Annotated in this window: 21 protein-coding genes and 3 tRNA genes; 3 read left to right on the top strand and 21 right to left on the bottom strand. The window is 58.4% G+C overall.

Annotated features, from left to right (window positions below):
• Window positions 1-32 precede the first annotated feature (32 nt).
• Complete coding sequence (locus tag KW838_RS10625) at window positions 33-2,219, bottom strand: DUF1631 domain-containing protein (RefSeq protein ID WP_218501053.1); 2,187 nt, start codon at window positions 2,217-2,219, stop codon at window positions 33-35.
• A 262-nt stretch (window positions 2,220-2,481) separates the two neighbouring features.
• On the opposite strand from KW838_RS10625, the gene nadC reads away from it, so the two are divergent.
• Complete coding sequence (nadC, locus tag KW838_RS10620; protein WP_218501052.1) at window positions 2,482-3,330, top strand: carboxylating nicotinate-nucleotide diphosphorylase; 849 nt, start codon at window positions 2,482-2,484, stop codon at window positions 3,328-3,330.
• Between the two features lie 131 nt (window positions 3,331-3,461).
• Here the strand turns inward: nadC and KW838_RS10615 are convergent, their stop codons facing one another.
• Window positions 3,462-3,767: a DUF6388 family protein gene (locus KW838_RS10615; RefSeq protein ID WP_015093442.1), complete on the bottom strand. Its 306-nt coding sequence runs from the start codon at window positions 3,765-3,767 to the stop codon at window positions 3,462-3,464.
• 302 nt (window positions 3,768-4,069) lie between these two features.
• Here KW838_RS10615 and KW838_RS10610 point away from each other — a divergent pair, with 302 nt between their 5' ends.
• Entirely contained in the window at window positions 4,070-4,396 is a 327-nt protein-coding gene (locus KW838_RS10610) for a hypothetical protein (protein WP_178085957.1), read from the top strand.
• 12 nt (window positions 4,397-4,408) lie between these two features.
• Here the strand turns inward: KW838_RS10610 and KW838_RS10605 are convergent.
• The 16 genes from KW838_RS10605 to rlmE form a co-directional block, all read right to left on the bottom strand.
• Window positions 4,409-4,484: transfer RNA gene (locus KW838_RS10605), tRNA-Thr, on the bottom strand.
• A gap of 139 nt (window positions 4,485-4,623) precedes the next feature.
• Window positions 4,624-6,729, bottom strand: coding sequence for a polyribonucleotide nucleotidyltransferase (gene pnp, locus KW838_RS10600; protein ID WP_056854971.1), 2,106 nt, complete (start codon window positions 6,727-6,729; stop codon window positions 4,624-4,626).
• Window positions 6,730-6,935: 206 nt separating this feature from the next.
• The gene (gene rpsO, locus KW838_RS10595) at window positions 6,936-7,205 is read right to left on the bottom strand and encodes a 30S ribosomal protein S15 (RefSeq protein WP_015093441.1); all 270 of its coding nucleotides are present in this window, start codon (window positions 7,203-7,205) and stop codon (window positions 6,936-6,938) included.
• 143 nt (window positions 7,206-7,348) lie between these two features.
• Entirely contained in the window at window positions 7,349-8,266 is a 918-nt protein-coding gene (gene truB / locus KW838_RS10590; protein ID WP_007973105.1) for a tRNA pseudouridine(55) synthase TruB, read from the bottom strand.
• Window positions 8,267-8,269: 3 nt separating this feature from the next.
• Window positions 8,270-8,671, bottom strand: coding sequence for a 30S ribosome-binding factor RbfA (rbfA, locus tag KW838_RS10585; protein ID WP_007973108.1), 402 nt, complete (start codon window positions 8,669-8,671; stop codon window positions 8,270-8,272).
• A gap of 159 nt (window positions 8,672-8,830) precedes the next feature.
• Window positions 8,831-11,356: a translation initiation factor IF-2 gene (gene infB, locus KW838_RS10580; RefSeq protein WP_007973110.1), complete on the bottom strand. Its 2,526-nt coding sequence runs from the start codon at window positions 11,354-11,356 to the stop codon at window positions 8,831-8,833.
• A gap of 27 nt (window positions 11,357-11,383) precedes the next feature.
• Window positions 11,384-12,865: a transcription termination factor NusA gene (nusA, locus tag KW838_RS10575; RefSeq protein WP_007973112.1), complete on the bottom strand. Its 1,482-nt coding sequence runs from the start codon at window positions 12,863-12,865 to the stop codon at window positions 11,384-11,386.
• Window positions 12,866-12,924: 59 nt separating this feature from the next.
• Window positions 12,925-13,383 carry a ribosome maturation factor RimP gene (rimP, locus tag KW838_RS10570; protein ID WP_007973115.1) on the bottom strand — a complete coding sequence of 153 codons (459 nt, stop codon included), beginning with the start codon at window positions 13,381-13,383 and terminating at the stop codon, window positions 12,925-12,927.
• Window positions 13,384-13,521: 138 nt separating this feature from the next.
• A tRNA-Met gene (locus KW838_RS10565) sits at window positions 13,522-13,598 on the bottom strand.
• Window positions 13,599-13,695: 97 nt separating this feature from the next.
• Window positions 13,696-13,781, bottom strand: a tRNA-Leu gene (locus KW838_RS10560).
• Window positions 13,782-13,803: 22 nt separating this feature from the next.
• Window positions 13,804-14,187: a preprotein translocase subunit SecG gene (gene secG / locus KW838_RS10555; protein ID WP_017336473.1), complete on the bottom strand. Its 384-nt coding sequence runs from the start codon at window positions 14,185-14,187 to the stop codon at window positions 13,804-13,806.
• Window positions 14,188-14,191: 4 nt separating this feature from the next.
• Window positions 14,192-14,947 (bottom strand): triose-phosphate isomerase, encoded by a 756-nt coding sequence (gene tpiA / locus KW838_RS10550; RefSeq protein WP_095965943.1) that lies wholly within the window; start codon window positions 14,945-14,947, stop codon window positions 14,192-14,194.
• Window positions 14,948-15,013: 66 nt separating this feature from the next.
• Complete coding sequence (glmM, locus tag KW838_RS10545; RefSeq protein WP_102698875.1) at window positions 15,014-16,351, bottom strand: phosphoglucosamine mutase; 1,338 nt, start codon at window positions 16,349-16,351, stop codon at window positions 15,014-15,016.
• 16 nt (window positions 16,352-16,367) lie between these two features.
• A complete protein-coding gene (gene folP, locus KW838_RS10540) occupies window positions 16,368-17,219 on the bottom strand; it encodes a dihydropteroate synthase (RefSeq protein WP_102698876.1) in 852 nt (283 codons plus the stop codon).
• Window positions 17,220-17,227: 8 nt separating this feature from the next.
• Window positions 17,228-19,138: an ATP-dependent zinc metalloprotease FtsH gene (gene ftsH, locus KW838_RS10535; protein ID WP_015093436.1), complete on the bottom strand. Its 1,911-nt coding sequence runs from the start codon at window positions 19,136-19,138 to the stop codon at window positions 17,228-17,230.
• A gap of 199 nt (window positions 19,139-19,337) precedes the next feature.
• Window positions 19,338-19,970 carry a 23S rRNA (uridine(2552)-2'-O)-methyltransferase RlmE gene (rlmE, locus tag KW838_RS10530; protein WP_007988685.1) on the bottom strand — a complete coding sequence of 211 codons (633 nt, stop codon included), beginning with the start codon at window positions 19,968-19,970 and terminating at the stop codon, window positions 19,338-19,340.
• 105 nt (window positions 19,971-20,075) lie between these two features.
• Here rlmE and KW838_RS10525 point away from each other — a divergent pair, with 105 nt between their 5' ends.
• A complete protein-coding gene (locus tag KW838_RS10525; protein WP_007942889.1) occupies window positions 20,076-20,384 on the top strand; it encodes a YhbY family RNA-binding protein in 309 nt (102 codons plus the stop codon).
• A gap of 9 nt (window positions 20,385-20,393) precedes the next feature.
• On the opposite strand, the gene KW838_RS10520 is transcribed toward KW838_RS10525, so the two are convergent.
• From KW838_RS10520 to carB, 3 genes are read right to left on the bottom strand one after another with little or no spacing between them, the layout of a single operon-like run.
• Window positions 20,394-20,798, bottom strand: a complete 405-nt coding sequence (locus KW838_RS10520; RefSeq protein ID WP_218501199.1) for an MFS transporter — start codon at window positions 20,796-20,798, stop codon at window positions 20,394-20,396.
• A 28-nt stretch (window positions 20,799-20,826) separates the two neighbouring features.
• Window positions 20,827-21,303, bottom strand: a complete 477-nt coding sequence (gene greA, locus KW838_RS10515; RefSeq protein ID WP_032829443.1) for a transcription elongation factor GreA — start codon at window positions 21,301-21,303, stop codon at window positions 20,827-20,829.
• Between the two features lie 2 nt (window positions 21,304-21,305).
• Window positions 21,306-24,527: a carbamoyl-phosphate synthase large subunit gene (gene carB / locus KW838_RS10510; protein ID WP_102698878.1), complete on the bottom strand. Its 3,222-nt coding sequence runs from the start codon at window positions 24,525-24,527 to the stop codon at window positions 21,306-21,308.
• Window positions 24,528-24,599 lie beyond the last annotated feature (72 nt).

Here is a 24,599-nt window from a genome sequence, read left to right as displayed (position 1 = left end):
ACAGTATGCCGCGATATTCCCCCAAGGCGCGATCACTTGCCGCGCTTGAGGCGCTTGAGGTTGCCGATCACCGACGCCAGGGCCCGTTCGAACAGCAAGGTGTCGTCAAGCACTCGCGCCACGCCATTGCGCAGCTCCAGGGCCAGGTCAGGGCGACTGCGCTCGAGCACTTTCATGCCGGTGCGGTTGACGAAGATGTATCTGCCGGTGGTTGCAATGATGGCCACCAGTTTGCAGCGAAGGCTGTTTTCCGGGTCTTCCTGAAACTCGACCCAACAGCCCGGAAGCATTTTATCGACCTGGCGCAAACCCGCATCGTCCGCCAGCAAACGTATCGGCTCACTGTGCACCTGACTTTCGTCGGCCAAGTGCAGTACGACAGGCGTCAGCACCTCGATCATCAGCGACGCACTGGCGGGTGCCCCTCCCGCTGCCTGAACGTGCAGGTTTTCCAGCTCGCTGAAAAATTCGCTGGCGGCAAACGGATCGAACGCCGACGAGTTCAGCCCGTCGCGCAACGACTTGAGCAAATCCGGTATCAGGGCCAACATCCTGGTCGCATCGGACTCGTGGTGGCGCTGAACGCTCCAGACCAATTGCTCCAGGGTACGCACATCGGCATGCCACTCTGCCGACTGATCGCCATGTTTGAGGTACGTCAGCAGCAGTACTTTGCTCCAGGCCTCCTGGACAAACCCCAGCACGCCTTGCGGTAGGAACTTGCCAATCAACGCCTGATTCAGCACCTGCTCGACACGCTGGCGGGCCAGCCCGGTCTTGGCCCGTCCTTCCTCGGCATCACGAATGCGTTGCTCGAGCAACTCGCTGCGCCGGCGCTCATCCTGGGTAAACGCGAGAAAGTCAGCCAGCAGTTCGGAAAATATCGAGGGGTCATCGATAAAGTCATTCAACAAACGCTGTACGACCTGATCGATGCGCACGTACAGGCTGTCACGCTGATGATCGTCACAGGCGTCCCAACCCATTGCCGCGCTAGCGATTTCGTTGAGCAGGCGTCGTGCCGGATGACTGCTGCGACTGAAGAAACTCTTGTCGAGCACCGCCACCTTGACCAATGGAATCTGCAATCGGCCGATCAGCGCCTTGAGCGGATCCGGCAGATTGCGATCATCGAGCATGCATTCGAACAGCATCGCGACCAGGTTGATCACATCTTCGTCGGCCTCCCCGAAAACCCGCGACCTGCCACTTTTGACGCTGACCCGGGTCAGTAACTGTTCGAGCTGGTTGCGCAGGTCAAAATCGTCCACGACTTCCGGAGCCGGCACGTATTGCTGCAAATGCGACAGCAGGCGCAACAGATCGCGCGTGGAAATCGGCAGCGCAGTGGCACTGACCTCCAGCGTTGGCGACAGGCTGCCGCGAACGTTGAACAGCAGGGCCTGCAACGCAGCGAAAACCTCCTGGACATTGTCATCGATGGGCAAGCAGGCCGGAATAGCGCCCTCATCCGTCGATTCGACGGGGGCGCTGTCAGGCCGGTCCATGGTATGGCGCACCGGGGCCGGTTTCAGGTCGGGCAACACACCGGTAGCCAGCAGCAGTTGATTGGCTTCGGCGTAAAGCTGACCGGTCTCGCTGAGGACATAACGCTCGAACAACCCGAGGATAATCAGCTTGACCTTGATCTCCAGCCCCAGCTGGCGTGCAGCCTGCAAGAAGTATTCGCAGAGCATCGCCGGGCTCAGGGGGTTGTGCAGATCGCCCAACGCCTTGCCCGACAAGGCGCAGAGTCGGGCAGTCAGTTGATCCAGAGCCAACCCGTCGCGGCCCAGCACCCGGCTGACCATCGCGTCCACCGCGACTGTACGCTCGCGCTCGTCATCGGTTTGCGCCAAGGATGACTCGGCCGCCAAGGCCTGGGGCATGGCCGCAATGGCGGGGTCGTATTGGGCAAGCCGGATGAACGCACCGAAAAACTGCTCGAGAAACACTCGCTCGATGCTTTTGTGCTTGAGACGCAAATCGCGCATTGTTTGAAAGAAGATGTTCTGCTCGACGTCACAGCGGGCTCGGTCGGCCATTTCAAAGAGGGTGTCGTCGGCGTTGTCGAACAACGCCTGCAATCCGTGTCGCAGCTGTTGCGCGGCCTTGTCGCGAACCTGGAGAAGAATCGCTGGCAGTCGGGCGAGTGGCGAGTGAGCCACCTGGTCGGTAGTTACCTTGTGTAAAGGCACTACATTCCCGTCGTTGTGCATTCGGCCTCCCTGGAACGGTGATGCTTCGACTCGTCAAACCGATGACGTCAAATACAAGGCGAATTATCTTGTAAAAGCTCACCTTTGCGCCAGAAGACTCTGCATCTCATCTCAAACAGGCGTTTGCTCGGTATCGATGCCCCACTGACACCCTCAGGGATTCGACCAAATGCAGGCGCCATTGCCAACGTAACGCTCTGATGCCTTGGGTTGGTCCGTGCCATGGCCCTATAATCGAGCCACTTTGTTTGTGGAGTCCGTTATGCCGAATCTACGTCTCGCCGATCTGACCGCCGAAATCGAAGCCAACGTGCGCCGTGCGTTGCGTGAAGACATCGGCAGCGGCGACATCACCGCGCAGTTGATCCCGGCTGAACGCCTGGCCAAAGCCACCATCATCACCCGCGATGCAGCCGTCATCAGCGGCACCGCCTGGGTGGATAACGTGTTTCGGCAACTGGACCCACGGGTGGCAGTGCACTGGCAGGTTGCCGACGGCGAACGGGTAACGCCCAATCAGGTGCTGTTCCACCTCGAAGGCCCGGCGCGCTCACTGTTGACCGGCGAACGCAGCGCCCTGAACTTCCTGCAACTGCTCTCCGGCGTGGCGACCCGCGCGCAATACCTGGCGGACTTCGTCGCCGAGACTCAGGTCAAGCTGCTCGACACCCGCAAGACGCTGCCGGGGCTGCGCCTGGCGCAAAAGTATGCCGTAACCTGCGGCGGTTGCCACAACCACCGCATCGGCCTGTATGACGCCTTCCTGATCAAGGAAAACCACATCGCCGCCAGCGGCGGCATCGCGCAGGCCATCGCCGCCGCGCACAAGATCGCCCCGGGCAAACCGGTCGAGATTGAAGTGGAAAGCCTGGAGGAACTGAAGGAAGCGCTGGCGGCCGGTGCGGACATCATCATGCTCGACGAACTGAGCCTGGACGACATGCGCGAAGCCGTGCGCTTGAATGCCGGCAAGGCCAAGCTGGAAGCCAGCGGCGGGATCAACGAGAGCACGTTGCTGCCGATTGCCCGGACCGGGGTGGATTACATTTCGATCGGTGCGATGACCAAGGATGTAAAGGCGATCGATCTGTCGATGCGCTTGAGTATCTGATCACACGTATGTGAGTTGCCAAAACTGTAGGAGCGAGCTTGCCCGCGGTGTAACTGAGAGCGCCATGTTTAACCAGTAAACACGCGTTATCGTTAACGACCATCGCGAGCAAGCTCGCTCCTACATGAGCGTCAAACCACCAGATTGTTCATCTCGCAGTACTCTTCCCACTCGACGCCCAGCACCTCGGCCGCTTCTTTGTGCAACTTGAGGCGTTCTGTCTCGTACTCCTCCGGGGTCGAGGTGTACTTGAGCGTCAGTTCCCACGGCTGCAAACCCTGGGCTTCGGCTTCATCCTCGAAGGCCCATTGAATCTGGTCTTTCTGATCATCCGGACTCAAGTCCTTGATCTCGTCCATCAATTCGGGCGCGTCCAGCACGTACTTCTTGAGGGCTTCTTCGTGTCTTTCTTCTTGGCTCAATTCTTTTACGGTCATGTTGTTCTCGCTGATCTGGGGAATGGAAGATGGATCTGGATCATCAAGGATCTCTCTGACGCAGAAGAACCGCTTGTAGTCCGGTCTGTCTGGCCTTCGGAACCATTCGGGATCATCTGAAAACTGCTGGGCGAAGCTCATGCAGGCTCCGAATATAGGATGTTTGTCGGACGATTTGCACGTCTCTTTACATCTCCCCACAAAAAGTTGTGCACAGGATGTGCTGATGGCGGCGGGAACATAAATTCAAATCCCAAGTCATAGCAATGTGCCACGTCGGCACTTCACAAGGAACCTCAGTGATGCGCAGCATTTCCAAGTCTTCGTCTGTTGTGCTTACAACCGCATTGTTCGCCAGCCTGGCACTACCGTTTCCGGTGCTGGCCGCTATCGAAGTGAACACCGACAACCCCTCGTTTGGCGACAAGATCCCGGCTCTCCACTACGAGTACGACAAGTACACCCTGGTCAAAACCGGGATAAGTGCCGATGACCTGCAAAGCATGCAAAAGTCGCTGAAGGACACCTCAGGGAATGTCGAAGACCTGAAGAAAACCGTCAGCGAACAACAACGCACGATTGAGGATCTCAAGCGGACCGTCGAGGACTTGAGCAGAAAGGTGAAATAACCAGGGGGGAGATGGTGCCCGAGACAGGAATCGAACCTGCGACCTTCGCGTTACGAGTGCGCTGCTCTACCGGCTGAGCTACACGGGCGGTGGGCTAAACCTAGCATTGCTATCGAGGTCCGGCAACTTCGCGCAATGTCTCGATGTTTCGCAGACAAAAAAATGCCCCGCCGTTTTCACGGCGGGGCATTTTTTACAACGTTGAAGCGGTCAGGCGTGAGGCGCGATTAAACGCCCGAAGCCTTGGCCGCTGCCACGTCTTTGATGGACAGCTTGATACGGCCGCGGTTGTCCACGTCCAGTACCAGCACTTCCACTTCCTGGCCTTCTTTCAGGATGTCGGTCACTTTCTCTACGCGAGCGTCGCTCAGCATCGAGATGTGAACCAGACCGTCCTTGCCTGGCAGGATGTTGACGAATGCGCCGAAGTCGACGATGCGCTCAACCTTGCCGACGTAGATCTTGCCGATCTCGGCTTCAGCGGTGATACCCAGAACGCGCTGACGTGCAGCTTCAGCAGCTTCCTTGGTTTCGCCGAAGATCTTGATCGAACCGTCGTCTTCGATGTCGATCGAAGCCTTGGTTTCTTCGCAGATCGCACGGATGGTCGCGCCGCCTTTACCGATGACATCACGGATTTTGTCGGTGTCGATCTTCATTGCGATCATGGTCGGAGCGTTGGCCGACAGTTCGGTACGCGACTGGCCAATGATCTGGTTCATCTGGCCGAGGATGTTCAGGCGCGCTTCCAGGGCTTGGCCCAGAGCGATCTCCATGATTTCTTCGGTGATGCCCTTGATCTTGATGTCCATCTGCAGCGCGGTGACGCCTTTAGCGGTACCGGCTACCTTGAAGTCCATGTCGCCCAGGTGGTCTTCGTCACCCAGGATGTCGGTCAGGACGGCGAACTTCTCGCCTTCTTTAACCAGACCCATGGCGATACCGGCAACCGGCGCTTTCATTGGAACGCCAGCGTCCATCAGGGCCAGGGAAGCGCCGCAAACGGAAGCCATCGAGCTGGAACCGTTGGATTCGGTGATTTCCGAAACCACGCGGATGGTGTACGGGAACACGTCAGCGGCAGGCAGCATGGCCGAAACCGAACGACGGGCCAGACGGCCGTGACCGATTTCACGACGACCAGCGCCACCCATGCGACCACACTCGCCCACCGAGAACGGAGGGAAGTTGTAGTGCAGCATGAACGGGTCTTTTTTCTCGCCTTCCAGGGTGTCCAGCAGCTGTGCATCACGGGCAGTACCCAGCGTTGCAACGACCAGAGCCTGGGTTTCGCCACGGGTGAACAGGGCCGAACCGTGGGTCTTTGGCAGAACACCGACTTCGATGTTCAACGGGCGTACAGTCTTGGTGTCGCGACCGTCGATACGTGGCTTGCCGTTTACGATGTTTTCGCGAACGGTGCGGTATTCGATTTCACCGAAAGCCGCTTTGACGTCGGAAGCGGAAGGCTGGCCTTCTTCACCGGACAGCTTGGCAACGACCTGGTCCTTCAGCTCACCCAGGCGAGCGTAACGGTCGGCCTTGACGGTGATGGTGTAGGCCTGGGAGATCGCTTCGCCGAACTCGGCACGGATAGCGCCCAGCAGTTCGGTGGCTTCTGGCGCAGGAGCCCAGGTCCAGGTTGGCTTGGCAGCTTCGGCAGCCAGTTCTTTGACCGCGTTGATCACAACCTGGAACTCGTCGTGAGCAAACAGTACCGCGCCCAGCATCTGGTCTTCGGTCAGCTCTTTGGCTTCCGATTCAACCATCAGCACGGCGTCCGAAGTACCGGCAACGACCATGTCCAGGCTCGAAGCAGCTTGCTGCTCGTAAGTCGGGTTCAGCAGGTAGCCGGTGCTTTCGTGGAAAGCAACGCGGGCAGCACCGATCGGGCCATCGAAAGGAATGCCGGAGATCGCCAGGGCAGCCGAGGTACCGATCATCGCAGCGATGTCCGGATCGGTCTTCTTGCTGGTGGAAACGACGGTGCAGACAACCTGCACTTCGTTCATGAAGCCTTCAGGGAACAGCGGACGGATCGGACGGTCGATCAGTCGGGAAGTCAGGGTTTCTTTCTCGGAAGGACGGCCTTCGCGCTTGAAGAAACCGCCAGGGATCTTACCGGCAGCGTAAGTCTTTTCCTGGTAGTGAACAGACAGAGGGAAGAAGCCCTTGCCTGGATCGGCTTGCTTGGCACCGACTACGGTCACCAATACGCTGACGTCGTCGTCAACGGTGACCAATACTGCGCCGGAGGCCTGACGGGCGATACGGCCAGTCTCGAGGGTAACGGTCGACTGACCGAACTGGAATTTTTTGATTACCGGGTTCACGGTGTCCTACCTTCTTTGTGGCTCTTGGGGGAACTGGTTTCTTGCGAAATTCTTGGGCAATGCCGGGAATCGGCCCGACCGGTTTGTCCAGGTGTTACTCAGGCAAAGCAGGTATCCAGATAAAACTTGAGGCTGGGAGCCTGCCATGCACCAGCGGGAAACCCGCTGGTGCACGACAGACAACCAACCTCTAGCGCAATCGCTTATTAGCGACGCAGACCCAGGCGACCGATCAGAGTCTGATAGCGACCCAGATCCTTGCCTTTCAGGTAGTCCAGCAGCTTACGACGCTGGTTAACCATGCGGATCAGACCACGACGGGAGTGGTGGTCTTTACCGTTGGCCTTGAAGTGACCTTGCAGCTTGTTGATGTTGGCGGTCAGCAGTGCAACTTGCACTTCTGGCGAACCAGTGTCACCAACAGCTTGCTGGTAGTCAGCAACGATTTGAGCTTTTTCTTGAACGTCGAGAGCCATGAGGCAATCCTTTTATCAGGAAACTGTTTGTCGAAAAACAGTTTCAACAGGCCAGGGACAAATCCCTGTATCTATAAATGAGCAGTGACCGTGCCTGTTAACAGCCACCCTCGCCAGCCCGGTATTACGCGGACTGGTTTCGGTCATTCTGACCGAATCAAACGACGCGGCGCGATGCGCCCGTCTTCGCTCACTTCACCGATACCGATGAAGCGACCATTGTGATCCTGTACCCGCACCATGCCGAACTTCGGAGCATCCGGGGCGCGTACCGGCTGGCCGTTGAGCCAGTAGAACGCACTCGCTTCCGAGAACTGCAACAGTGGCCAATCCAGCAGGCCGCTGTCCGATGGCATCAGGAAGCGATCGACCGCTTCGTTGCCGCCTTCGGCATGTACTGCTTCCAACTCTTCGAGAGTAACCGTCTGCGCCAGGGTGAATGGCCCGGCCTGGGTACGTCGCAGTTCAGCAACGTAAGCGCCACAACCGAGTTGCTCACCGATATCCTCCACCAGGGTACGGATATAGGTGCCTTTGCTGCAATCCACCGCCAGCCGCGCAGTATCTCCTTCGAAGGCCAGCAATTCCAAGCGCGTAATAGTAACAGAACGCGGTTCGCGCTCCACTACTTCGCCTGCACGCGCCAGCTTGTACAGCGGCTGGCCATCACGCTTGAGCGCCGAGTACATCGGCGGTATCTGACTGATTTGCCCACGAAATTTCGGCAGTACAGCCTCGATATCGGAGCGACCAACGGTCACCGGGCGCTCCTGCAAAACTTCACCTTCGGCATCCGCCGTGGTGGTGGTCTTGCCCAGTTGCGCCAGGGTTTCGTAACCCTTGTCGGAATCGAGCAGGTATTGCGAGAACTTGGTGGCCTCGCCGAAGCACAGCGGCAACACGCCGGAGGCCAAGGGATCGAGACTGCCGGTATGACCTGCCTTTTCGGCGTTGAGCAACCAGCGAACCTTCTGCAAGGCCGCGTTGGAGGTGAACCCCAGCGGCTTGTCGAGAAGGATAATGCCGCTGACGTTGCGACGGATACGTTTGACCTGAGCCACCGGTTACTCCTTGGTGTCTTCGGCTTCTGCCGCAACCGGATGCTGATTGTCTTCAGCCACTGCGCGCTCGATCAATGCCGACAGATGCGCACCACGCACGACGCTTTCGTCGTAGTGGAAGTGCAGCTGTGGAACGCTGCGCAGCTTCATCTCGCGAGCCAGCTGCATGCGCAGGAAACCGGCGGCGGAGTTCAGCACCTTGATGCTTTGTGCGATTTCTTCGGCGCTGTCCTGCCCCATCACGGTGATGAAGATCTTGGCGTGACCGACGTCACGGCTGACTTCCACTGCGGTAATGGTGACCAGGCCGACGCGCGGGTCTTTGACTTCACGACGGATCAGTTGTGCCAGCTCACGCTGCATCTGATCGCCGATACGTTGGGTACGGCTGTATTCTTTTGCCATGTCTTGTTACCTGTAACTGCCCCACGGTGAAACCCGCAAGGTCTGAAAGCGGCAAACGCCCGGCCTGACAAAAGCCAGACCGGGCGTTGCGTTTAGAGTCCTGGTGACGAATTGCGCATTTGCACGCGGCTACCCGTCACGGCTCCTGAAGTGCGCGAATTAGAGGCTGCGAGCAACCTGCACCTTCTCGAAGACTTCGATCTTGTCACCGACCTTGACGTCGTTGTAGCTCTTCACGCCGATACCGCATTCCATGCCGGCACGTACTTCGGAAGCGTCATCCTTGAAGCGGCGCAGGGATTCCAGCTCGCCTTCGAAGATAACGATGTCTTCACGCAGTACACGGATTGGACGGTTACGGTGCACGACACCTTCGATAACCATGCAACCGGCGATCGCGCCAAACTTCGGCGAACGGAACACGTCACGCACTTCGGCGATGCCCAGGATGTTCTCGCGAACATCGCTGCCGAGCATACCGGTCAGGGCTTTCTTGACGTCTTCGATGATGTCGTAGATCACGTTGTAGTAACGCATATCCAGACCTTCCTGCTCGACGATCTTGCGCGCGCCGGCATCGGCACGCACGTTGAAGCCGAACAGTACAGCGTTGGAGGCCAGTGCCAGGTTGGCATCGGATTCGGTGATACCACCGACGCCGCCACCGACCACACGCACTTGCACTTCGTCGTTACCCAGGCCGTTCAAGGCACCGTTCAACGCTTCCAGCGAACCACGGACGTCGGATTTGAGGACGATGTTGAGCGTCTTCTTCTCTTCCTGACCCATGCTTTCGAAGATGTTTTCCAGCTTGCCGGCGTGAGCGCGAGCCAGTTTGACTTCGCGGAACTTGCCTTGACGGAACAGAGCCACTTCACGGGCTTTCTTCTCGTCGGCAACCACGCTCATCTCGTCGCCAGCGTCCGGGGTACCGTCCAGGCCGAGGATCTCGACAGGGATGGCCGGACCGGCTTCCTTGATTGGCTTGCCGTTCTCGTCGAGCATGGCACGCACGCGGCCATAGTTCGAACCGACCAGGACCATGTCGCCCTGACGCAGGGTACCGTCTTGAACCAGCACGGTAGCCACCGGGCCACGGCCCTTGTCCAGGCGGGATTCAACCACGACACCACGGCCAGGAGCCGATGGGGTTGCAGTCAGTTCCAGGACTTCGGCTTGCAGCAGAACGGCTTCGAGCAGTTCGTCTACACCGGTACCCATCTTCGCCGAAACCGGTACGAATGGAGTATCGCCACCCCACTCTTCCGAGGTCACGCCGTGTACCGACAGTTCGCTACGGATGCGATCGAGGTCAGCACCTGGCTTGTCGATCTTGTTCACAGCGACAACCAGCGGAACGCCAGCAGCCTGGGCATGCTGAACAGCTTCGATGGTTTGCGGCATCACGCCGTCGTCCGCTGCAACCACCAGGATCACGATGTCGGTCGCCTTGGCACCACGGGCACGCATCGCGGTAAACGCGGCGTGACCAGGGGTGTCGAGGAACGTCACCATGCCACGGTCGGTTTCAACGTGGTATGCGCCGATGTGCTGGGTAATACCGCCGGCTTCGCCAGCAGCAACCTTGGCACGACGGATGTAGTCGAGCAGGGAAGTCTTACCGTGGTCAACGTGGCCCATTACGGTCACGACCGGTGCACGGGAAACGGCTTCGCCTTCAAACTTCAGGGACTCGGCCAGGGAATCTTCCAGGGCGGTGTCACTGACCAGGGTCACTTTGTGGCCCAGCTCTTCGGCAACCAGTTGGGCAGTTTCCTGATCCAGTACCTGGTTGATGGTCGCTGGAGTACCCAGTTTGAACATGAACTTGATGATTTCAGCAGCCTTGACCGACATCTGCTGGGCCAGATCGCCCACAGTGATGGTCTCGCCGATCTTCACTTCGCGCACGACAGGGCCGGTTGGGCTCTGGAAACCGTGGGCGTTGCGCTTCTTCAGCTTGGCCTTGCCGCGACCACCACGACGGAAGCCATCGCTTTCTTCGTCGGTAGTACGTGGGGCAACGCGTGGCGCAGGCGCCTTTTCCTTGACCGAAGCACGATGCGGAGCGTTTTTGCGCTCGCCATCGCCGCCACCGCGACGATTGTTGTCGTCGGCACGTGGCTTGTCCGGACGGCGTTGCTCGTCACGCTTGCGAGTGTCCGCAGCAGGTGCCGGAGCGGCAGCTACAACCGGTGCGCTTTCACGCACAGGTTCGGCTACCACAGCAGGCGCTGCAACAGGTTCGGCTGGAGCGGTCGGCGCAGCAGCAGGCTGGCGACGCGCTTCTTCTTCGGCGCGACGCTTGGCTTCTTCTTCAGCCTTCTGACGTGCAGCATTTTCTACTGCGCGACGTTCATCCAGTTCACGCTTGCGCTCGGCTTCGATTTCTTCCGGGCTGCGCTGTACGAAGACTTTCTTCTTGCGCACTTCAACGCTGATGCTTTTGCTGCCGGCAACCCGCAGGGTGCTGGTGGTTTTACGCTGCAGCGTAATCTTGCGTGGTTCTTCCACTTTCGCCTTGTGGCTGCTTTTCAAGTGAGTCAGCAACGATTGCTTCTCACTGTCAGTCACACTTTCTTCGGCGGCGGTGTGCGGCAGACCTGCCTCACGCATCTGCTGCAACAGGCGCTCTACCGGTGTTTTGACCTCATCGGCCAGTTGTTTCACCGTGACTTGCGTCATGCACTTCTCTCCTCAGGCCGCGCCTAATTACTCGAACCAGTGGGCTCGGGCGGCCATGATCAACTTGCCGGCACGATCATCGTCAATGCCGTCGATGTCGAGCAGGTCGTCAATAGACTGCTCGGCCAGGTCTTCGCGGGTAACTACGCCGCGCACCGCCAGTTCCATCGCCAAATCCTTGTCCATACCCTCAAGCGAGAGCAGGTCTTCGGCCGGATGGGCGTCTGCCAGCTTTTCCTCAGTAGCGATGGCTTTGGTCAACAAGCGATCCTTGGCACGAGCGCGAAGCTCGTTGACGATTTCCTCGTCAAAGCCGTCGATGTTGAGCATTTCTTCCAGCGGTACGTAGGCAATCTCTTCCAGGCTGGTGAAGCCTTCATCTACCAGCACCTGAGCCAGTTCTTCGTCGACTTCCAGCTCGTCGATGAAGTTGCGCAGGATGTCGCCGGTTTCTGCTTGCTGCTTAGCCTGGATGTCCGATTCGGTCATCACGTTCAGGGTCCAGCCAGTCAACTGGCTGGCCAGACGCACGTTCTGACCACCGCGACCAATGGCCTGAGCCAGATTGTCTGCGCCAACGGCGATGTCCATTGCATGGGCATCTTCGTCAACGATAATTGCCGCAACCTCGGCCGGGGACATGGCGTTGATCACGAACTGAGCCGGGTTGTCGTCCCACAGAACGATGTCAACACGCTCACCGCCCAACTCACCCGACACTGCCTGGACGCGCGAACCGCGCATACCGATGCAAGCACCTTGCGGGTCGATGCGTTTGTCCTTGGAGCGGACGGCGATCTTGGCGCGGGATCCCGGATCACGGGACGCAGCCATCACTTCGATCAGGCCTTCGGCAATTTCCGGCACTTCGATGCGGAACAACTCGATCAGCATTTCCGGCGCGGTACGCGACAGGATCAGCTGCGGGCCGCGGTTCTCGGTGCGGATTTCCTTGAGCAGCGCACGCAGACGCACGCCAACCCGGAAAGTTTCGCGAGAAATGATGTCTTCACGGGCCAGCAACGCTTCGGCGTTGTTGCCCAGATCAACGATCACATTGTCGCGGGTGACTTTTTTCACAGTGCCGGAGATGATTTCACCCAGGCGCTCGCGATAAGCGTCAACAACCTGAGCGCGCTCGGCTTCGCGAACTTTCTGCACGATGACTTGCTTGGCAGTCTGTGCAGCAATGCGGCCGAATTCGATGGACTCGATTTTCTCTTCGACAACGTCACCGACCTTGGCGCCAGGGTGCGTTTCAGCAACCTTGCTCGGCCAGGTTTCGATGGCCGGATCGTCCAGGTCTGCCTCTTCGACGACCGTCCAGCGACGGAAAGTCTCGTAGGCACCCGTGTGGCGATTGATTTCCACACGCAGATCAACTTCGTCTTCGAAACGCTTTTTGGTCGCAGTGGCCAGGGCCAGCTCCAGCGCTTCAAAAATCACGTTTGCCGGTACACCCTTTTCGTTGGATACCGACTCAACAACCAGCAGTACTTCTTTGCTCATCGTACGCCTCGCCTTTCGCAAGCCATTGGATCCGCGGGATCCGCAGTATCTGGCACGCCTCAGTCAAAACTGGGAATAATGTTGGCCTTGTCGATCATATCGATCGGCAACAGGAACTCATGGTCTTCTACCTGCACCACGACATCCTGCTCTTCTACGCCGCGCAGAAGGCCCTGAAAGTTGCGTCGTCCTTCAAAAGGCGAGCGCAGCTTGATCTTCACTTGTTCACCGGCAAATTTTGCAAACTGCTCAAGAGTGAACAGAGGGCGTTCCATGCCAGGCGAGGAAACTTCAAGGGTGTATTCAACGGAGATCGGATCTTCAACATCCAGCACACCGCTGATCTGACGGCTGACGATGGCACAATCGTCCACCAGCACGCCGCCTTCTTTATCGATATAAACGCGCAACATCGAGTGACGACCCTGAGCCGAAAACTCGATACCCCAGCATTCATAGCCTAGGGCCACGACCACCGGGGCCAGCAAGGCCTGCAACTCTTCTAGCTTGCTCGACACCTGAACCCCCTAGTGCATGTATGTGCATGCTATGCAAAATAAAAAAATGGGCGAAACGCCCATCCTTGAAACGCCGTCGAACAGCGGCGTAGAAAGTGTCCAGCTAACAAAAAGCCCCTTAAAAGGGGCTCCTTAAACTGGTTGCGGGGGCCGGATTTGAACCGACGACCTTCGGGTTATGAGCCCGACGAGCTACCAGACTGCTCCACCCCGCGACAAAGCTGGGGCGGAAGTATACGACCGATCCCCTACAGGGTCAATGTAACCTTCCACCTGCAAGAAAGCCCGCAACAGCGGGCTCTCCTGACTAATTGGTACCGAGAAGGGGACTCGAACCCCTACACCCTATGGGCACAACCACCTCAAGGTTGCGTGTCTACCAATTCCACCACCTCGGCAATACTACGTTTGAAACCCTTCTTACTTCTGCTCTTGAGCTGGAGGTACGTCAGTCGCTGGAGTAGCCGACTTTTGCTCTTGAAGCACCGGGACATCATCAGAAGCCGGTTGTTGCTTTGGAACTTCCAGTACCGCTGGATTTGGGAGACCTACTTGAGTCAGCTGGTGAGCCTTCTCTTTAGCAAAGTAACCTAACCCCAAGCTGGTTATGAAAAAACCTGCGGCAAGTATAGCAGTAAACTTACTAAGAAAGGTAGAGGAACCTTGGCTTCCGAACACAGTATTTGAAGCACCTGCTCCGAAAGACGCGCCAGCGTCCGCACCTTTACCCTGCTGCAGCAAAACCAGAGCCACTACGCCCAATGCACCCAGCAGATGAAAAACGACTACGACTGTTTCCAGCATTTTTTCAGTTTCCCGCGGCGCGACAAATCGCACCGAACTCATCTGCATTCAGGGAAGCCCCACCAATGAGGCCCCCATCGATATCCGGCATGCCGAACAGTTCGACCGCATTGGCCGCCTTCACGCTGCCGCCGTATAGAAGTCGCACACCTTGTGCGACTTCAGAATTCTCTGCCGCCAACTGGGCGCGAATGGCTGCGTGCACATCCTGCGCCTGTTGCGGCGTTGCAGTCAGCCCGGTGCCAATGGCCCAGACCGGCTCGTAAGCGATCACTGCCTTGGCAAAGGCACCGACACCCAGCTCCTCTATGATACTGCCCAGCTGACGCGAGACAACCTCAAGAGTTTTTCCGGCTTCACGCTGCTCAAGGGTTTCCCCTATGCACAACACCGGAATCAAGCCACATGCCTGTGCCGCTGCGAACTTGCGGATCAGCATTCCGTCCTGCTCGCCCATGATCTGGCGGCGTTCGGAGTGCCCGACAAGCACCAGGGAACAACCTGCATCCACCAACTGACTCGGTGCAACTTCACCGGTCAACGCACCTTGCCCGGACTCCACCGCAGAATTCTGCGCGCCGACCGAAATCGACTTTCCTTTCAAGCCATCAATCACTTGATTGATATGCAGGAAAGGCGGGAATACCGCGACATCAACACCGCTCGGCAAGGCCAAGTCACGAAGGCCGTTGATCAGCTCAGCGACGCTGGCGCGGGTACCGTGCATCTTCCAGTTACCAGCTACCATAGGGCGACGCATGCTGTACCTCGTCGGTCAAAGTGGGCGCAGATGTTACCCAACACAATCAAGGCTGGCAAGCCGAATTCAGGCAGAAACTTCAGTAACCAGTTTTGCCAGCTCTTCGGCATAGCCGCGAACCAGGGTTTCGTCTTCGCCTTCGACCATCACGCGCACCAGCGGCTCGGTTCCGGACTTGCGCAACAGCACACGCCCACGCCCTGCCATGGCCTTGGTCACACGCTCGCTGGCTTCCTTGACCGATGGATGCTCGAGGGGATTTGCACCACCGCCAAAACGCACATTGATCAGCACCTGAGGGCACTTGCGCAGCGCCTGACGAGCCTGCGCCAGACTTTCATCCCGCCTGCGCAGCCCCATCAGCACCTGCAGTGCAGCAATGATTGCATCACCGGTGGTAGTGTGACTGAAGCACACAACGTGTCCGGAGTTTTCACCACCCACGATCCAGTTGCGCTCCAGCAATTCGGCAATCACATAGCGGTCACCGACATTGGCACGCACGAACGGAACACCGAGGTCAGCCAGGGCCAGTTCCAGCCCCAGGTTACTCATCAGGGTTCCGACCACGCCGCCCTGCAGCTTGTCGCGCTCATGCAGGTCACGGGCAATGATGAACAGCAACTCGTCGCCATCGACCACCGCACCCGTGTGGTCGACCATCTGAACGCGATCGCCGTCACCATCAAAGGCGATGCCCAGATCGGCATGCTCTGCCACGACGGCAGCCTGCAGCTGACCCATGTGGGTCGAACCGCAATTGTCGTTGATGTTCAACCCGTTCGGCTGCGCCGACAGCACGACGACTTCCGCGCCCAGCTCACGGAACACACTCGGCGCCACTTTATAAGTCGCACCGTGAGCGCAGTCGATCACGATCTTCATGCCGGTGAAGCTGGTGCCGGTGGGCACGCTGCTCTTGCAGAATTCGATATAGCGTCCCGATGCATCGTTGATTCGCGACACCTTGCCGATCTTGCTCGACTCCACCACGGTCATTGGCGTATCGAGCAATTCTTCGATCATCAGCTCAACCTCATCCGGAAGCTTGGTGCCTTTGCCGGAGAAGAACTTGATGCCATTGTCATCATGCGGATTGTGCGACGCACTGATCACGATGCCAGCCTCGGCATGAAAGGTGCGCGTCAGGTAGGCAATCGCCGGGGTCGGCATTGGACCAAGAAGCATCACATCGGCACCCGCGGAGGTAAGCCCCGCCTCAAGTGCAGACTCGAACATGTAGCCGGAGATCCGGGTGTCCTTGCCTACCAATACCTTGCAGGCGCCCATCTTGCGGAACGCCATGCCGGCAGCCCAGCCGAGCTTGAGCATGAAATCAGGAGTAATCGGGTATTCACCGACACGCCCACGAATACCATCGGTGCCAAAATATTTTTTGCTCATAAGTGCTCCATCATTCTTATTCGGCTGATTCCACTGCGGCGATCATCCGCACCACATCCACTGTTTCGGCTACATCATGGACGCGCAATATACGCGCACCTTTCGCCGAAGCCAGCGCCGCGAGCGCCAAACCGCCATACAGCCGGTCTCCCACCGGACGATTCAATGCCTGGCCAATCATGCTCTTTCGCGAAACCCCGACCAACAGGGGCCGCCCCAGGGCATGCAGGGCTTCCATATGTTTGAACAAGCTCAGATTGTGCTGCAAGGTCTTGGCGAAACCAAAGCCGGGGTCAAGAATGATCCGTTCCGCCGGGATACCCACCAACGAACACTGAACCATGCGCTCGGCGAGAAACTCACCGACTTCCCTTGTAACGTTCTGATATTGCGGATTGTCCTGCATATCGCCCGGCTCGCCCAGCATATGCATCAGGCAAACCGGCAGACCGGTGGCCGCCGCGGCATCCAGCGCACCATCGCGACGCAACGAACGTACGTCATTGATCAACCCGGCACCCAGACGCGCCGTTTCACGCATGACGGCTGGCGTTGAGGTGTCGACCGAGATGATGACGTCCAGCTCGCGAGCAATGCGCTCGACAATCGGCGCTACGCGCTCCAACTCCTCCAGCGGCGATACCGCCCTGGCACCAGGACGGGTGGATTCGCCACCGACATCGATCAGCGTCGCGCCGGCCGCCACCATGGCTTCGGCGTGGCGCATGGCCGCGTCGAGCTGGCTGTATTGGCCACCATCGGAGAACGAATCAGGAGTGACATTGAGGATACCCATGACATGCGTCTGGGCCAAATCAAGAACCCGGTTGCCGCAAGGCAACCGGGTCGAGGACTGAACAGAAGTCATTTCAAACCTTATACGTCAGCAGCAGGACCGCCGATCGGTGTTTCCGGACGCTCATCCTGTACCACCGGCGGGGTGCCGGAAGTACCCGTGCCACCCGACCAGTCCCGTGGCTCGCGAGGCGTACGCCCCGCCATGATGTCGTCGATCTGCTCGGCATCGATGGTTTCGTACTTCATCAAGGCATCAGCCATGGCATCGAGCTTGTCACGGTTGTCGGTGAGGATCTGCTTCGCCGTGCCGTAGCACTGATCGATGATGCTGCGCACTTCGGAGTCGATCAGCTTGGCTGTCTCACCGGAGAAGCTTGCACTTTGACCGCCACCGCCGCGACCGAGGAACACTTCACCCTCTTCTTCGGCATACATCAACGGACCGAGTTTTTCCGAAAGCCCCCACTTGGTCACCATGTTCCGCGCAATCTGGCTGGCACGCATGATGTCGTTGGAAGCACCGGTGGTCACGCCATCGAAGCCCAGGGTCATTTCTTCGGCGATACGACCGCCATACAACGAGCAGATCTGGCTGATCAATGCACGCTTGGACAGGCTGTAACGATCCTCTTCCGGCAGGAACATGGTGACACCCAACGCACGACCGCGCGGGATGATCGACACCTTGTACACCGGATCGTGCTCAGGCACGACGCGCCCCACAATGGCGTGGCCCGCTTCGTGATAAGCCGTGTTCTGCTTTTCTTTCTCGGACATGACCATGGACTTGCGCTCGGCGCCCATCATGATCTTGTCTTTCGCCAGTTCGAACTCTTTCATTTCAACGATGCGCTTGCCGGCACGGGCAGCGAACAGCGATGCCTCGTTGACCAGGTTGGCCAGATCGGCACCGGAGAAGCCTGGAGTACCACGAGCGATCACGGCCGGAGCAACGTCGTCACCCATTGGCACTTTGCGCATGTGAACCTTGAGAATCTGTTCGCGGCCACGAATGTCCGGCAGACCGACCACAACCTGACGGTCGAAACGGCCTGGACGCAGCAACGCAGGGTCCAGCACGTCAGGACGGTTGGTCGCGGCAATCACGATGATGCCGTCATTCATTTCGAAGCCATCCATCTCGACCAGCAACTGGTTGAGTGTCTGCTCGCGTTCGTCGTGACCACCACCCATGCCAGCGCCACGATGGCGACCGACCGCATCGATTTCGTCAATGAAGATGATGCATGGAGCGTGTTTCTTGGCCTGTTCGAACATGTCGCGAACACGGCTGGCACCCACACCGACGAACATCTCGACGAAGTCGGAGCCGGAAATGGTGAAGAAAGGTACTTTGGCTTCGCCGGCGATAGCCTTGGCCAGCAGGGTTTTACCGGTACCGGGAGGACCGACCATCAGCACGCCGCGAGGAATGCGGCCACCCAGGCGCTGGAACTTGCCCGGATCGCGCAGGAACTCGACCAGTTCACCGACTTCTTCCTTGGCTTCGTCGCAACCGGCAACGTCAGCCAGGGTAGTTTTCACCTGATCCTCGGAGAGCAGGCGTGCCTTGCTCTTGCCAAAGCTCATCGGCCCGCCCTTGCCACCGGCACCGCCCTGCATCTGCCGCATGAAGAACATGAACACGGCGATGATCACCAGGATCGGGAAGCTGGCAACCAGGAGTTGGGTCCAGATGCTTTGCTGCTCAGGCTGCTTGCCTTCGACCACGACGTGGTTGTCCACCAGGTCGCCGATCAGGCCGTTGTCCTGGATCGCCGGGCGAATGGTCTTGAAGCTGTCGCCATCGTTGCGCTTGCCGGTAATCACGTAGCCATCAACCGCCACGCGCTCGACCTTGCCATCCTTGACCTGCTGGATGAAGTCGGAATAGTTGAGGGTCTGCGGCTCGTTAGGGCTGGAGAAGTTGTTCATCACCGTCACCAGGACAGCCGCGATGATCAACCACAGGATCAGATTCTTTGCCATATCGTTCAATTAACTACCCTCTGAAGCAAGCTCCGCTACTGGCGCGCGCTTCGCATGATATTCACCGGCCTAACTTACTACATTACCTACAACTTGGCAGGCGCCGTCTGTAACCCTTTGTGAAACACTTCCTACACAATATTCGCTAATTCTGACAAGGCGTAATACAAAAATCCTATCACCCCGATCGAAAATTCACTCATTCCTCACTGCGACCGCGGAAACCGCGGCCCAGCAGGTACTGCTCGCGAGAACGGTCGCGCGACGAGGTCGGTTTGCGCATCTGCACCTTCTCGAACTGCTGGCGAACGCTCTTGTGGAATTCGTCGAAACCTTCGCCCTGGAAGATCTTGATCAAAAAATCACCACCGGGCTTGAGCACCCGCGTCGACAGATCCAGTGCCAATTCGCACAGGAACATCGCGCGCGGCATATCAACGGCCGGCAATCCACTCATATTGGGGGCCATGTCGGAAATCACAAGGTCTACTTCTTTATTTCCGACGGCGTCGAGGATCTGGGCAAGCACGGCATCCTCGGTAAAGTCGCCTTGAATAAAGGTGACGTCGGGGATGCTGTCCATTTCAAGAATGTCAGAAGCGATCAGTGTGCCCTGCCCGCCAATCAGACGACTGGTCACCTGCGACCAGCCACCCGGAGCCGCACCCAGGTCGATTACGCTCATGCCAGGGCGGATCAAACGGTCCTTTTCCTGGATCTCCAGCAGTTTGTAGCTGGCACGGGAACGGTACCCGTCTTTCTGTGCCATTTTGACGAATGGGTCGTTGAAATGTTCTTGCAGCCACTTAAGGCTTGTCTTGGAACGGGCCACGGGATACCTCGGAATTAAAACGGGTCGTGATTAACTGGGCGGTCCCGGACTCGCTCGGGTAAACTGGCCGCCGCTTTTTACAAGATCAGACGCAGGGGTCAGATTATGCCGCTCACTCAAGAGCAGAAGAAACAGTACAAATCCATTGGCCACCATCTGAAACCGGTTTTGATTGTGGCAGACAATGGTTTGACTGAAGGTGTGTTAGCCGAACTCGAACGCGCGTTGGCGGATCACGAGCTGATCAAGATCAAGCTCAACATCCTCGATCGCGAATCGCGCCTGGCGTCCATTGCAGAGCTCTGCAAGGTCGGCAAAGCGGATCTGGTTCAGGTCATCGGCAAGATGGCGCTGATCTACCGCAAGAACTTCAGCGTCAACAAGCAGCTGTCGAACGTCCATCGCTTCAAGTGATGGCAAGGGTCAAGGGTGTGCTTCGCGCACCCTGCCACTCCATCCCGGCACCGGCTGCAACACCAGCACCAGCCCGGAAAAGCCCAGAACAAGATAGCTGAACGCCTGCCAACGCAGAGCATCCGGCCAACCGAAACGCACCACGAAGTACATCGCGCACGCATACAGTGCCATCAACAGCAGTTGCCCGCGTATATCCCGCCATAGACTGACAAGGCCCTCGGCCTTCATCAGCACCAAAGCCTGAAAAATCAAACACGCCGTAGCGAATCCCACTACCAACGCATTGAGCGTGCCTGCAATTTCGTCGATCAGCAGCGGCGCCAGGCCAATTCGGCCCAGCACCGGCAACAGACCCACCTGTAACAGCCACAAGCCACCGACCCACAACATCTGGGTCAGTTGCCAAAGCATGGCGCCCGCACGAAACGGGCGCCGGCTTTCAGACGTGGCGAACTTCGACAATCTCGTACTCGATAACGCCGCCAGGCGTTTTGACGGCAACCACATCACCCTCTTCCTTGGCAATCAAGGCGCGAGCGATCGGCGAGCCGACAGAGATCTTGCCGAGCTTGATGTCAGCCTCGTCCTCACCAACGATCTGGTAAGTCACGCTTTCATCGGTTTCGACGTTGGCGATTTCGACGGTGGTGCCGAAAATCACCTTGCCGGTGTGAGGAATGGTCGTCACATCGATGATCACCGCGTTCTGCATGCGGCCTTCGATGTCACGGATCCGCGCCTCGACCATACCCTGCTGCTCACGGGCAGCGTGGTATTCGGCGTTTTCCTTCAAGTCACCCAACTCGCGGGCCGTACCGATGTCCTGGCTGAGCTTCGGACGAACGACCTTGGTCAGGTGAGTGTGCTCTTCTTCCAGGGCGCGAGCGCCCTGAACGGTCATTGGGTACTTCGTTATGCTCATGCCTTCAATCCTGCGTGTAGATCCTGCAAGCGGCGCACGGTCTTCTCGGGACCGAACTTCAGCGCTTCGCAGATGGCTTCGCCAGCAGCAATGGTGGTGGTGCAGTAAATCTTGTGCTGCAGGGCATTACGACGAATGGAGTACGAATCAGCGATCGACTGACGACCTTCGGTGGTGTTGATGATCAGCGTGACTTCGTCATTCTTGATCATGTCGACCACGTGCGGACGACCCTCGGTCACCTTGTTCACACGGCGCACTTTCAGGCCTGCAGCCTCGATCAGCTTGGCAGTCCCGGCAGTGGCAACCACTTCGAAGCCCAAGTTGATCAGATCACGGGCCACGCCTGCAACCAGCGGCTTGTCGTCGTCACGTACGCTGATGAACGCAGTACCGCCGGTCGGCAACACTTCGCTGGCACCCATCTGGGCCTTGGCGAATGCTTCACCGAAGGTGTCGCCCACGCCCATCACTTCACCGGTCGACTTCATCTCTGGGCCGAGGATCGGGTCAACGCCAGGGAATTTGGCGAATGGGAACACCGCCTCTTTCACGCTGTAGAAGTTCGGAATGATTTCCTTGGTGAAACCCAGTTCCTTCAGGGTTTTACCGGCCATCACGCGTGCTGCGATCATCGCCAGGGAAACACCGATGCACTTGGACACGAACGGTACGGTACGGGAAGCACGCGGGTTGACTTCGATGACGTAGATGTCTTCGCCTTGCAGCGCCAACTGCACGTTCATCAGGCCGACCACGCCCAGTTCCAGGGCCATTTTCTTGACCTGTTCGCGCATCTCGTCCTGGATGTGCGCCGGCAGCGAGTACGGCGGCAGCGAGCACGCGGAGTCACCGGAGTGAACCCCGGCCTGCTCGATGTGCTGCATGATCGCGCCGATTACCACGTCCTTGCCGTCGCAGACCGCATCCACGTCCATCTCGATGGCGCAGTTGAGGAAGTGGTCCAGCAGCACCGGGCTGTCGTTGGACACTTGAACCGCTTCACGCAGGTAGCGCTTGAGTTCTTCTTCTTCGTAGACGATTTCCATCGCACGACCGCCCAGTACGTAGGACGGGCGCACCACCAGCGGGTAACCGATCTTGGCCGCGGCACGAATGGCTTCGTCTTCGCTGCGCACGGTGGCGTTTGGCGGCTGACGCAGGTTCAGGCGCTGGACCATTTGCTGGAAGCGCTCACGGTCTTCGGCGCGGTCGATGGCGTCAGGGCTGGTGCCGATGATCGGCACGCCAGCAGCTTCCAGGGCGCGAGCCAGTTTCAGCGGGGTCTGGCCGCCGTACTGGACGATCACGCCCTTTGGTTTCTCGACGCGAACGATTTCCAGCACGTCTTCCAGGGTCACTGGCTCGAAGTACAGGCGATCGGAGGTGTCGTAGTCGGTGGAAACGGTTTCCGGGTTGCAGTTGACCATGATGGTCTCGTAACCGTCATCGCGCAGGGCCAGTGCCGCGTGTACGCAGCAGTAGTCGAACTCGATGCCCTGGCCGATACGGTTCGGACCGCCACCCAGGATCATGATCTTGTCGCGACCCGATGGCGCGGCTTCGCACTCTTCCTCGTACGTCGAGTACAGGTAAGCGGTATCGGTGGCGAACTCGGCAGCACAGGTGTCAACGCGCTTGTAGACCGGGAAGATTTCCAGCTTGTGACGGTGAGCACGCAGGGCCTTCTCGGTCACACCCAGCAGCTTGGCCAGACGCATGTCGGAGAAGCCTTTGCGCTTGAGACGGAACATCAAGTCACGGTCGATGCTGGTCAGACCCAGGGTCTTGACCTTCTCTTCGTCCTTGATCAGGTCTTCCATCTGCACCAGGAACCAAGGGTCGATCATGGTCATGCCGAAGATGTCTTCAACGGTCATGCCGGCGCGCATGGCGTCCGCCACGTACCAGATACGCTCGGCGCCCGGCACGGTCAGCTCGCGCTTGAGTACGCTCATGCTTTCCGGGTTGCTCAGGTCAACCTTCTCGTCCAGGCCGCAAACACCGACTTCCAGGCCGCGCAGGGCTTTCTGCAGGGATTCCTGGAACGTACGGCCGATGGCCATGACTTCACCCACCGACTTCATTTGCGTGGTCAGGCGCGCGTCAGCCTTGGAGAACTTCTCGAAGGCGAAACGTGGCAGCTTGGTCACGACGTAGTCGATGGACGGTTCGAAGGACGCCGGGGTCTTGCCGCCGGTGATGTCGTTCGACAGCTCGTCGAGGGTGTAGCCCACAGCCAGCTTGGCCGCGACCTTGGCGATCGGGAAGCCGGTGGCTTTCGAAGCCAGCGCAGAGGAGCGGGATACGCGCGGGTTCATCTCGATCACGACCATGCGGCCGGTGTTCGGGCAGATACCGAACTGAACGTTGGAACCACCGGTTTCCACGCCGATCTCGCGCAGCACCGCCAGGGAGGCGTTACGCAGGATCTGGTATTCCTTGTCGGTCAGGGTCTGTGCCGGAGCCACGGTGATCGAGTCACCGGTGTGCACGCCCATCGGGTCGAAGTTTTCGATGGAGCAGACGATGATGCAGTTGTCCTTCTTATCGCGGACAACCTCCATCTCGTATTCTTTCCAGCCAATCAGCGATTCGTCGATCAGCAGCTCTTTGGTCGGCGACAGGTCCAGACCACGGGCACAGATTTCTTCGAACTCTTCACGGTTGTAAGCGATACCGCCACCGGTGCCGCCCATGGTGAAGGACGGACGGATGATGCACGGGAAGCCGAGCTTCTCGAGGACCGCGTTGGCCTCTTCCATGCTGTGGGCGATACCGGAACGCGGGCACGCCAGGCCGATGGACTTCATCGCCTTGTCGAAACGCGAACGGTCTTCAGCCTTGTCGATGGTATCGGCGTTGGCACCGATCATCTCTACGCCGAACTTCTCCAGAACGCCTTCGCGCTCCAGGTCCAGGGCGCAGTTCAGGGCGGTCTGGCCACCCATGGTCGGCAGCAGCGCGTCCGGACGCTCTTTCTCGATGATCTTGGCAACGGTCTGCCACTTGATCGGCTCGATGTAGGTGGCGTCGGCCATGGCCGGGTCGGTCATGATGGTGGCCGGGTTGGAGTTCACCAGGATGACGCGGTAACCCTCCTCGCGCAGGGCTTTACAGGCCTGGGCGCCGGAGTAGTCGAATTCGCAGGCCTGGCCGATCACGATCGGGCCAGCGCCGAGAATCAGGATGCTTTTAATGTCTGTACGTTTTGGCATGGGTTTGTCACTCAAATCCGCAGGTCAGTCGGCAAGCCGTCTTGTTCAATCTCTGAAGACTTGAGGGGGCCG

Source organism: Pseudomonas sp. PDM27 (assembly GCF_019219205.1).
In the GTDB taxonomy this organism is placed as follows: Bacteria; Pseudomonadota; Gammaproteobacteria; order Pseudomonadales; family Pseudomonadaceae; genus Aquipseudomonas; species Aquipseudomonas laurylsulfatiphila.
The sequence above is the reverse complement of the archived record's forward strand: the minus strand, read 5'-3'. Positions and strand labels throughout refer to the sequence as shown.

Coding starts and splice junctions, on each gene's coding strand:
- KW838_RS10625 (WP_218501053.1), bottom strand. CDS start 2,219: ATGCACAACGACGGGAATGTAGTGCCTTTACACAAGGTAACTACCGAC.
- nadC (WP_218501052.1), top strand. CDS start 2,482: ATGCCGAATCTACGTCTCGCCGATCTGACCGCCGAAATCGAAGCCAAC.
- KW838_RS10615 (WP_015093442.1), bottom strand. CDS start 3,767: ATGACCGTAAAAGAATTGAGCCAAGAAGAAAGACACGAAGAAGCCCTC.
- KW838_RS10610 (WP_178085957.1), top strand. CDS start 4,070: ATGCGCAGCATTTCCAAGTCTTCGTCTGTTGTGCTTACAACCGCATTG.
- rpsO (WP_015093441.1), bottom strand. CDS start 7,205: ATGGCTCTCGACGTTCAAGAAAAAGCTCAAATCGTTGCTGACTACCAG.
- rbfA (WP_007973108.1), bottom strand. CDS start 8,671: ATGGCAAAAGAATACAGCCGTACCCAACGTATCGGCGATCAGATGCAG.
- infB (WP_007973110.1), bottom strand. CDS start 11,356: ATGACGCAAGTCACGGTGAAACAACTGGCCGATGAGGTCAAAACACCG.
- nusA (WP_007973112.1), bottom strand. CDS start 12,865: ATGAGCAAAGAAGTACTGCTGGTTGTTGAGTCGGTATCCAACGAAAAG.
- secG (WP_017336473.1), bottom strand. CDS start 14,187: ATGCTGGAAACAGTCGTAGTCGTTTTTCATCTGCTGGGTGCATTGGGC.
- tpiA (WP_095965943.1), bottom strand. CDS start 14,947: ATGCGTCGCCCTATGGTAGCTGGTAACTGGAAGATGCACGGTACCCGC.
- glmM (WP_102698875.1), bottom strand. CDS start 16,351: ATGAGCAAAAAATATTTTGGCACCGATGGTATTCGTGGGCGTGTCGGT.
- folP (WP_102698876.1), bottom strand. CDS start 17,219: ATGACTTCTGTTCAGTCCTCGACCCGGTTGCCTTGCGGCAACCGGGTT.
- ftsH (WP_015093436.1), bottom strand. CDS start 19,138: ATGGCAAAGAATCTGATCCTGTGGTTGATCATCGCGGCTGTCCTGGTG.
- KW838_RS10525 (WP_007942889.1), top strand. CDS start 20,076: ATGCCGCTCACTCAAGAGCAGAAGAAACAGTACAAATCCATTGGCCAC.
- KW838_RS10520 (WP_218501199.1), bottom strand. CDS start 20,798: ATGCTTTGGCAACTGACCCAGATGTTGTGGGTCGGTGGCTTGTGGCTG.
- carB (WP_102698878.1), bottom strand. CDS start 24,527: ATGCCAAAACGTACAGACATTAAAAGCATCCTGATTCTCGGCGCTGGC.